8 protein-coding genes are annotated in these 8,577 nt (G+C 54.1%); 7 read left to right on the forward strand and 1 reads right to left on the reverse strand.

The window, feature by feature from the left end; genetic code table 11:
• Nucleotides 1-507 precede the first annotated feature (507 nt).
• From KJS57_RS25820 to KJS57_RS25835, 4 genes are all read left to right on the forward strand, one after another.
• On the forward strand, nucleotides 508-1,563 hold the full coding sequence (locus KJS57_RS25820; protein WP_211022219.1) for a sulfate ABC transporter substrate-binding protein: 1,056 nt from the start codon (nucleotides 508-510) through the stop codon (nucleotides 1,561-1,563).
• A gap of 80 nt (nucleotides 1,564-1,643) precedes the next feature.
• Nucleotides 1,644-2,474, forward strand: coding sequence for a sulfate ABC transporter permease subunit CysT (cysT, locus tag KJS57_RS25825; protein WP_213656827.1), 831 nt, complete (start codon nucleotides 1,644-1,646; stop codon nucleotides 2,472-2,474).
• 62 nt (nucleotides 2,475-2,536) lie between these two features.
• The gene (gene cysW, locus KJS57_RS25830) at nucleotides 2,537-3,403 is read left to right on the forward strand and encodes a sulfate ABC transporter permease subunit CysW (RefSeq protein WP_211022217.1); all 867 of its coding nucleotides are present in this window, start codon (nucleotides 2,537-2,539) and stop codon (nucleotides 3,401-3,403) included.
• Nucleotides 3,404-3,466: 63 nt separating this feature from the next.
• The gene (locus KJS57_RS25835; RefSeq protein WP_213656828.1) at nucleotides 3,467-3,691 is read left to right on the forward strand and encodes a YezD family protein; all 225 of its coding nucleotides are present in this window, start codon (nucleotides 3,467-3,469) and stop codon (nucleotides 3,689-3,691) included.
• Between the two features lie 64 nt (nucleotides 3,692-3,755).
• Here KJS57_RS25835 and KJS57_RS25840 read toward each other — a convergent pair whose 3' ends face one another.
• Complete coding sequence (locus tag KJS57_RS25840) at nucleotides 3,756-4,709, reverse strand: hypothetical protein (RefSeq protein WP_213656829.1); 954 nt, start codon at nucleotides 4,707-4,709, stop codon at nucleotides 3,756-3,758.
• 144 nt (nucleotides 4,710-4,853) lie between these two features.
• On the opposite strand from KJS57_RS25840, the gene KJS57_RS25845 reads away from it, so the two are divergent.
• The 3 genes from KJS57_RS25845 to KJS57_RS25855 all read left to right on the forward strand — a co-directional run bounded on the left by KJS57_RS25845 (nucleotide 4,854) and on the right by KJS57_RS25855 (nucleotide 8,020).
• Nucleotides 4,854-5,558, forward strand: coding sequence for a DUF421 domain-containing protein (locus KJS57_RS25845; protein ID WP_213656830.1), 705 nt, complete (start codon nucleotides 4,854-4,856; stop codon nucleotides 5,556-5,558).
• A 142-nt stretch (nucleotides 5,559-5,700) separates the two neighbouring features.
• Nucleotides 5,701-6,339 (forward strand): NAD(P)-dependent oxidoreductase, encoded by a 639-nt coding sequence (locus tag KJS57_RS25850; protein ID WP_213656831.1) that lies wholly within the window; start codon nucleotides 5,701-5,703, stop codon nucleotides 6,337-6,339.
• Nucleotides 6,340-6,388: 49 nt separating this feature from the next.
• On the forward strand, nucleotides 6,389-8,020 hold the full coding sequence (locus KJS57_RS25855; protein ID WP_213656832.1) for an NAD(P)H-hydrate dehydratase: 1,632 nt from the start codon (nucleotides 6,389-6,391) through the stop codon (nucleotides 8,018-8,020).
• Nucleotides 8,021-8,577: the final 557 nt, after the last annotated feature.

An 8,577-nucleotide genomic window follows, 5' to 3' on the forward strand; every position in this document is an offset into this window, starting at 1 on the left:
TGCTTCTTTAACGATTTGAATTTTGATTTCTTCTTTCCGCTTTTTCCCCATACTGGATCCTCTCCCTTACTTCTAGTATAAATTTTTTGGGTAGGAGGACTCCAGTTTTATTAGGGGGCCTAAGAGATTATCCAATGGAAAGCCCGTAGGTCGCATCTTTTCGCTTGTTTAAGTGGATATTTCCAATGAAAACGATGGGAATTGACTTTATGGAATGGAATGATGCTCAAAGTGTAGTGTTAAAAGGACATTTTTTCAAAAAAAGGTTTGACAACCAACACCCGGGCATTTAGAATAACTACATAACATACTAAACAGGTAGGAATAATCTTAAATGGTTCTAGCCGTACGGACGGAGGAACGCTCTACTTGCCATGGCAGACACGGGTAGCAGCTCGGTCTGACCGATCGGGCAGGAGCGTTTCTCCGTTTTTTTAACGGTTTGGCGAAGGAGAGAAAATCCTGCTCGGCATGACAAAAAAACAAGAAGAGATAGGAGTGATACGGATGAGCAAAAGAATGAAAAAAGGGGTTCTAATCGGGTTGGCTCTGACCATGGTGGCGGTGCTCGCGGCCTGCGGATCGGAAACCGATGCAAAGAACGGTGCTAAGAATGACGGGGGCAAGAAAAGTGTAGAACTGCTGAACGTATCCTACGATCCGACACGGGAATTATACGAGAATTATAATAAGGCGTTTGCAGCTTACTGGGAACAAGAAAAAGGACAAAAGGTGACGATCAAGCAATCCCATGGCGGCTCAGGCAAGCAAGGGCGGGCGGTCATCGACGGACTGGAAGCCGATGTGGTCACGCTGGCGCTGGGATACGACATCGATGCCATTAAAGATAGCGGACTGATCGCGGAGGACTGGCAGAAGAAATATGAGCTGAACAGTTCGCCATACACTTCGACAATTGTGTTCCTGGTGCGGAAAGGAAATCCGAAAGGGATCCAGGACTGGGACGATCTGATCAAAGACGGCGTGGAAGTGATTACGCCGAATCCGCAAACGTCCGGCGGTGCCCGGTGGAATTACCTGGCGGCTTGGGGTTATGCCCTGCATCAAAACAACAACGATGAAGCCAAGGCGCAAGAGTTTGTCAAAGAGTTGTTCCAGCATGTTCCTGTATTGGATAGCGGGGCCCGCGGAGCGACAACGACTTTTGTAGAACGCGGACTTGGTGACGTACTGCTTGCTTGGGAAAACGAAGCCTGGTTGTCCGTAAAAGAGCTTGGCCCGGATAAATTCGATATCGTCTATCCGTCCGAAAGTATTTTGGCGGAGCCTCCGGTAGCCGTAGTCGATAAAAACGTCGACAAACACGGTACCCGTGAAGTGGCGGAAGCCTACTTGGAATATCTGTACTCCGAGGAAGGGCAGACGATCGCGGCGGAGAACTATTACCGTCCTACGTTGGATAGCGTGAAGACGAAATTCGCCGATCAATTCCCGGAAATCAAGCTGTTTACAATCGATGAAGTATTTGGAGGCTGGGATGAAGCACAGCCGAAGCATTTTAATGACGGAGGAATATTCAGCCAGATTTACACGCCTAAATGACCGACCGTAACCAACGGAGGCGCGTTCCGCTACAGTTAGGTTTATCCGTGGCGGGACGCGGGAAGAAAGGATGAAGGTTCATGCAAACTAGCGCTTCCAAGCGCGGGGTGCTGCCCGGCTTTGGGCTCACCATGGGCTATAGTGTGCTTTATCTCAGTCTTGTAGTGTTGATTCCGTTATCGGCGCTGCTGCTGAATTCGACTGGACTAACCTGGGCGAAGTTCTGGGATGTAGCCACCGATCCGCGGGTATTGGCTTCTTACAAAATCAGCTTTTTGACCGCGGCGGCGGCCGGACTCATCGATACCGTTCTGGGACTGCTGCTGGCCTGGGTTCTGGTCAGATATGATTTTCCTGGAAAAAGATTGTTCGATGCGATGATCGATCTTCCGTTCGCGCTTCCTACTGCGGTAGCCGGGGTGTCGCTGACGGCGATCTACTCCCAAAACGGCTGGATCGGCTCACTGTTTGAACCGCTCGGCATCCGCCTGGCATTCTCACCCATCGGTATTACGCTTGCCCTTATGTTTATCGGTATTCCTTTTGTCGTCAGAACGGTGCAGCCGGTGCTGCAGGATCTGGATGCGGAGGTAGAGGAAGCGGCGGCTACGCTGGGAGCGAGCCGATTCCGCACCTTCCGCAAGGTGGTCCTTCCGGAATTGCTGCCGCCTCTGTTGACCGGTTTTGCGCTTGCTTTTTCCCGCGGCATCGGAGAGTACGGATCGGTCGTCTTTATTTCCGGCAATATGCCGATGAAGACGGAGATCGCTCCGCTCCTCATTATGTCGAAACTGGAGCAGTTCGATTACGCCGGTGCGACGGCGGTCGCGTTGTTGCTGCTGCTGATATCGTTCATTCTGATGCTGCTCATAAATTCGCTGCAGCGCAGGGTTCGTAAAACAGCGCGTTAGTGTAGGGATAATCTTGCGCGAATTCAGAACCGGAAAGAATACCGGAGAGAGGGGTAGAGCAAATGGCAGGTTCCGTTCCTTTAGCATCCGCTAAAACTCCAACGGCCAGAAATCGGACGACGCGTTCGTCCGGAGTCGCAAAATGGGTTTTAATCGGCGCGGCAGTGCTTGTGCTGCTTTGGCTAATCGTTTTGCCGCTGGCAGTTGTTATTATTGAATCTTTGAAAAAAGGGCTAGGCGTCTACGTGGACGCGATCCGCGATCCCGACGCTATGTCCGCCTTGAAGCTGACTTTGCTCGTGGCAGCCGTCACGGTGCCGCTGAATACCATATTTGGTGTAGCGGCGGCCTGGGCCATTACCAAATTTAAGTTCCGCGGCAAGCAGGTTTTGGTAACGTTGATTGATTTACCGTTTGCCGTATCGCCGGTCATTGGGGGACTTATCTATGTATTAGTATACGGTGCTCACGGCTGGTTCGGCCCTTGGCTGCAGGAGCATGACCTGAAGGTGATTTTCGCTTTGCCGGGGATAGTATTGGCTACTTTGTTCGTTACATTTCCTTTCGTCGCGAGGGAGTTGATCCCGCTGATGGAGGACCAGGGACAGCAGGAGGAAGAAGCGGCGGTAACGCTGGGAGCCCGCGGATTCCGGATTTTCTGGAAAGTAACGCTGCCCAATATCAAATGGGGTCTGTTGTACGGAATTATTTTGTGTAATGCGAGAGCGATGGGAGAGTTCGGTGCGGTATCCGTCGTATCCGGGCATATCCGGGGGGAAACGAATACGCTGCCGCTGCACGTTGAAATTTTGTATAACGAATATCAATTTTCCGCCTCGTTTGCCGTGGCATCCTTGCTTCTATTGCTTGCGCTGGTTACATTGCTGCTCAAGAGCTGGTTTACGAGAAAGAGCCAACATCAACAATAGGATGGCTTAAAGAGATAACTTGGAGATATGAGTGAAGAAGGATTAAGAACAGGAGGGCTGCATATGGCAAAACCGTTAAAGGTAGATGGTGTCTGGTTGGAACGAATCGCAGGGCTATTGAATGAAATGGAGTTCGGCTCGTTAAACATTGTTGTTCATGAAGGACAGATCGTCCAAGTGGAACGGACGGAACGAAAACGGTATGAATTAGGCGCCGCTTCACCGGTGAAATCGGCTGGCGCTCCCCGCTATGCAGCCAAGCCTCTGCGAAAAACCGAATCCCGTTAGATGAAAAAGACGCCTCCAACCCGCTGAAAAGCGGAGATGGAGGCGTCTTTATTTGCAGAGCACTTTATTTTTCATCCGGATTGTTTTGCGGCTGCTGGGGCTGTATCTGTGACTGTGGCTGTCCGTAGCTGACTTCCGGGGCTCCCGAAGCCCCCTCTGCGGTCTCAACCGGTTCAAGTTCCTCCTCGTCGCTGTAATGTCCGACAAACGGACGGGATTTCCGGGGCTTGTTTCCGGTGAAGCGAAAACCGGCAATGAACAACATAATTTGGACGGTCAGTATGTATGGAGCAAAAGTCGGACCGAGCAGGTGAAGCAAATACAATCCCGCAATGAACACCGACCAAATCCGCAGCAGCACGGCTCCTGCGTTGGGACGGTTCCCTCCCATAAGCGCCGGATAAAGAAGCAGAAGAGAGAATATCGCCGAAGCGAACCAAGCCCAATGGTTCAAATATTCCTCAAAACGATGTCCATCCATAGGGATTTCCCCGCTTAGCATTCGAACTAGCCAAACGATCAGATATAACAATGCGGCTGCGAACAGAAAAGGCAAAGCCGATCGTATTTGTTTCCATAGTGCATAACCCCAGCCAGGGCTTTCCGATTGGCGGAGAAGCTTGTCCCTTTCCGCGCATAGACGCTCGCTCTCCCGCTCCAGAGTCTTAATAAGCAACGGCAGTCGGGCTGTGTCCCGATCGCCTGCGTAGGCGGAAATTTGTGCAAGCAAATCTGCGGTGATGTAAGGTGCCGCCCGGCAGGCCAGCAGCCGCTCAGCAACCAGCAGCTCTTCCTCGCTTGAAAGCTCTGGGCGCCCGGCCGCTTGAATCAGCGGACTCTCCGCAGCGGCATAAAGCTGCAAGCTGGAGTCGAACCGGCGAAGCCGGGAGTTTATTTTACGCGCAGTTCTCCACTCGGTTGCTCCGTATAGGCTCAGGAAAAGTATAAGCGCTAAAAAGGCGACCAAGGAGGCGGAATTGTGCTGCTGAAGCCAGGTTATCCATTCCGACAGTGACAACGACCATCACCCTTTCGATATTCCTCTCTCCACTATTGCACACGTTCATGGCGCATTTCAAGCGCTTCCCGCTAAAACGGTTCTTTTTTCACGCCCTAGCAAAAGTGGGTATATAGATGGCATTACACTGCAGGAGGAATAGCTATGGATTTCGAACAAATAGCGTTCAAGCTGATCGTCGGTTTTGTTGGGCTGTGGCTGCTTACCCGCTTTCTAGGCAAAAAGGAGATTTCCCAGCTGACTCCCTTTGATTTTGTATCTTCTCTCATGTTAAGCGAACTGGTGGGGAACACGGTGTATCAGGAGGACGTTAAGTTTAGCCATTTGCTTTTCTCGTTACTCTTGTGGGGTGTGTTATCCTATTTGTTTGAAAAAGTGACCCAGTATGCGAAGCGGGCGCGAGGGGTATTGGACGGGAAACCCTCTATTCTGATCCGGGACGGGGAAGTCGATCTGAATGAGTTGAAGAAGAACAGCCTTGATTTCGATCAGCTGCGAATGCTGCTTAGACAGCACGACGTATTTTTCATTCGGGAGGTTGCTTATGCTATATTTGAAGCTAACGGTTCGCTCAGTGTCATGAAGAAACCGGATGAAGAAACGGTAACGCGTCAGGATCTCGGTCTTGAGACTAAATCTGCGCATTTGTCCTACAGTCTGATTGAGGATGGAGAGATAAACCAAGAGCATTTAAATCTGATCGGCAAAAAAGAGACCTGGCTTCGCGAGGAGTTGACGCAGCAGGGCTGCAAAGATCCGAAGGATGTCGCCTATGCGGAATGGAAGCAAGGGGATGGGCTATACATTTTGAAATATAAGAAAAGCTCTTTCCGGGAGCCGCGTAATTAGATGAAGAAGAAATCGGTCCAGCCGTGCGGAGGAATGTGTTTACGGAATAGGGTAATAAAGTGAAAGAGGAAATTTGGCACAACATTGGTGCATACTACTTGGATAGATTTCGACTTGGAATCGGAAGAAAGGGGACAAAGCTATGAAAATCGCAATTTTCGGTAGTACGGGAATGATCGGCAAGGCTATTTTGGAGGAAGCATTGCGGAGGGGACACGAAGTTACGGCCGTAGTCCGGGATATCAATAAATTAAGCGGCGAGGCGGGAAGAGAAAACTTGCATGTGGTGACCGGGGATATTTTAATGCCGGATTCGGTTGCCAGTGCAGTGGTAGGCTCCGATCTGATAATCAGCGCATACGGTCCGCAGTTTGGCGCGGAGAACGAGCTGTCCGAGGCAACACGATCCTTGATCGAGGGCGCTCGGAGCGGTGGAGCACGCCGATTGATTGCCGTTGGCGGGGCAGGAGGTCTTGAAGTGGCACCGGGTGTCCGATTGCTGGACTCACCGGAGTTTCCTGAGGAATTACGGCCGTTGGCGCGAGCTCACGAGGATGCGTTCAACATTTACAAGGATTCGGACATCGTTTGGACGGTACTGAGTCCTGCCGCGATAATTGAGCCCGGAAAACGGACAGGTCAGTTCCGGATCGGGATGAACCAGCTCGTTACCGATGAGCGGGACCAAAGCCGGATTTCGATAGAGGACTACGCTGTAGCATTACTGGATGAAGCAGAGGATCCACAGTTCGTACAGGCCCGGTTTACGGTAGCCTATTAAGCGGAAACTCAAGAAAGCTGCAGATAGGGTGCCATGGGGGGGATGTAAGATGAAATTCGTGACATCGGAGCAAATGAGGGAAGTGGACCGATATACGATAGAAGAGATGGGCATCCCCGCGATGTCGCTGATGGAAAATGCAGGACGAGCGATTGCCGAGGAAGTGCTTCGGTTTTGCCGTTCCCGCAGTTCTGAGACAGGGAACAGATCTCCGGGATTGTTAGAACTGGTATCGAATCCGCAATCGGATGGAATGTCCGCCGAACATTGGATTATTCTCGTCGGCAAGGGAAATAACGGGGGCGACGGTCTGGTCTGCGCCCGCCATTTGGCGGATGCGGGCATGGCGGTGAGCCTGGTTTACGCGGAGTCGCCGGACCTGTTGCGCGGCGAGGCGGCGGCCCAGTACGAGATCGCGAAGGCGCTCGGGCTGCCGGGAATGGTGTACGACCCCGAAACCGGGGGGATCCCCGGACTGCGGGGAAGCGATGAGGCACGGGGCCGGCAGGCGACCGGTCTCGTTGACGCGCTGCTCGGCACCGGGACGAAGGGGGCGCCGCGCGGGGTTTACGCTTCCCTCATCCGGGAAGCGAACGCAAGCGGTCTGCCGATTGTTGCGGCAGACATCCCTAGCGGTTTGGACGCCGATACGGGCGCTGTTCACGACCCCTGCATCCAGGCTCGGATTACGGTCAGTCTCGCCTTCCTGAAGGCGGGGCTGACGCAGTATCCGGGAGCCGGAGCGGCAGGGGAAGTGGTCGTGCGCTATATCGGCATTCCCCGCGCTTTGCCGCCAGGAATGGCGGCGGCGGGCGCGGTGTTGACGGAGGAGACGCTGCGGGCGGAGCTCGGCGTCGACGCTGGCCGGCCGCGTGAAGCGGACGGGCACAAGGGCACTTACGGGCACGTGCTGCTCGCCGCAGGCAGCTTGCCCATGAGCGGCGCCGGCTTGTTGGCCGCCAAAGCCGCGCTTCGCGCGGGCTGCGGGCTGGCTACATGGGCGCTGCCGGCAGCGCTGCTGCCGCGGATGCTCGGAGCGGTGCCAGAGCTGATGCTGGCGCCGGCCGAGGACGGCGGGGCCGGCGCATGGAATGAAGCCGCAGCGGACGAAGTGCTGCGGCTGCTGGAGGCGCGCGATGTGCTCGCCGTCGGTCCGGGGCTGGGCCGGTTCCCGGGCGAGGCGGCATTTATGCGCGCCTTGTGGGAGGGCGCTTCGCGTCCCTTGATCGTGGACGCGGACGCCCTGAACATCCTCGCCGCGGCCGGAGGCCTTGCGGCGTGGCCGCGCCGGGATGCGCCGACCGTGCTTACGCCGCATCCCGGCGAAATGGCCCGCTTGACCGGCCTGCAGACGGCCGAGGTCCAGCGGGACCGGGTCGGCGTCGCCCGCGAGTTCGCCGCCAAACACGAGGTGACGCTCGTCCTGAAGGGCTCGCGCACCGTGATCGCGGCCCCGGACGGCCGCGTCTTCGTGAACGTCACCGGCCATCCCGGCATGGCGACGGGCGGCTCCGGCGACGTCCTGACCGGTCTGATCGCCGGGCTGCTGGCCCAGGACTTGGACGCGGTCCAGGCGGCCGCGCTCGGCGTGTATCTGCACGGCCTGGCAGGGGAACAGGCCGCCGCCCGCCGCGCCAACCCCGCCTCTCTGCTGGCCGGTGACATCATCGAGGCGCTGTAATTATCCGGGTAAAAGGAACCAAGTTGATCTAAGAGTTGCATAGCAAAATAAAGAACCCGGACTACACGTCCGGGTTCTTTATTGAATTCATAACACATTGAGGATGCAGCTTTCCAACATTAAGGCGGATTAAATCGCATAAGTTGCAGTTAGGGAAGGTAATAGTAATATGTTGTGCGCCACCGGGTTGCGGAGCTGGCAGTGATGTCTAAGCACGTCGTAGAAGTGAGCAGAATTAACGTAAGAATGAGTGTAATTATCGTGAGAGCGGGCAGATACCGTAAGAGCGGGCAGATACCGTAAGAGCGAGCAGAATCCCGCAAGAAACCGGCAGAAGCCCACACCCGCCTATCGTGGATTGGAAAATTTCCAACGAAAAGACCATCATAGTTACTTTAAGAGCCAGGTGGTTGGATAAAATCCAATGAAGCTATAAAGCCCCCTAATCACCTTGGACACTTTCAGGCTAAACGATATACAATAAAAATTAGCTGGAGGTAGTTCGAATGAGAGTTCAGCACAGTAAGTTCGATGAGCTGCGAATACAGGTCGTCGAG

The organism is Paenibacillus vini (genome assembly GCF_018403325.1).
In the GTDB taxonomy this organism is placed as follows: domain Bacteria; phylum Bacillota; class Bacilli; order Paenibacillales; family Paenibacillaceae; genus Fontibacillus; species Fontibacillus vini.

Coding starts and splice junctions, on each gene's coding strand:
- KJS57_RS25835 (WP_213656828.1), top strand. CDS start 3,467: ATGGCAAAACCGTTAAAGGTAGATGGTGTCTGGTTGGAACGAATCGCA.
- KJS57_RS25820 (WP_211022219.1), top strand. CDS start 508: ATGAGCAAAAGAATGAAAAAAGGGGTTCTAATCGGGTTGGCTCTGACC.
- KJS57_RS25850 (WP_213656831.1), top strand. CDS start 5,701: ATGAAAATCGCAATTTTCGGTAGTACGGGAATGATCGGCAAGGCTATT.
- cysT (WP_213656827.1), top strand. CDS start 1,644: ATGCAAACTAGCGCTTCCAAGCGCGGGGTGCTGCCCGGCTTTGGGCTC.
- KJS57_RS25845 (WP_213656830.1), top strand. CDS start 4,854: ATGGATTTCGAACAAATAGCGTTCAAGCTGATCGTCGGTTTTGTTGGG.
- KJS57_RS25855 (WP_213656832.1), top strand. CDS start 6,389: ATGAAATTCGTGACATCGGAGCAAATGAGGGAAGTGGACCGATATACG.
- cysW (WP_211022217.1), top strand. CDS start 2,537: ATGGCAGGTTCCGTTCCTTTAGCATCCGCTAAAACTCCAACGGCCAGA.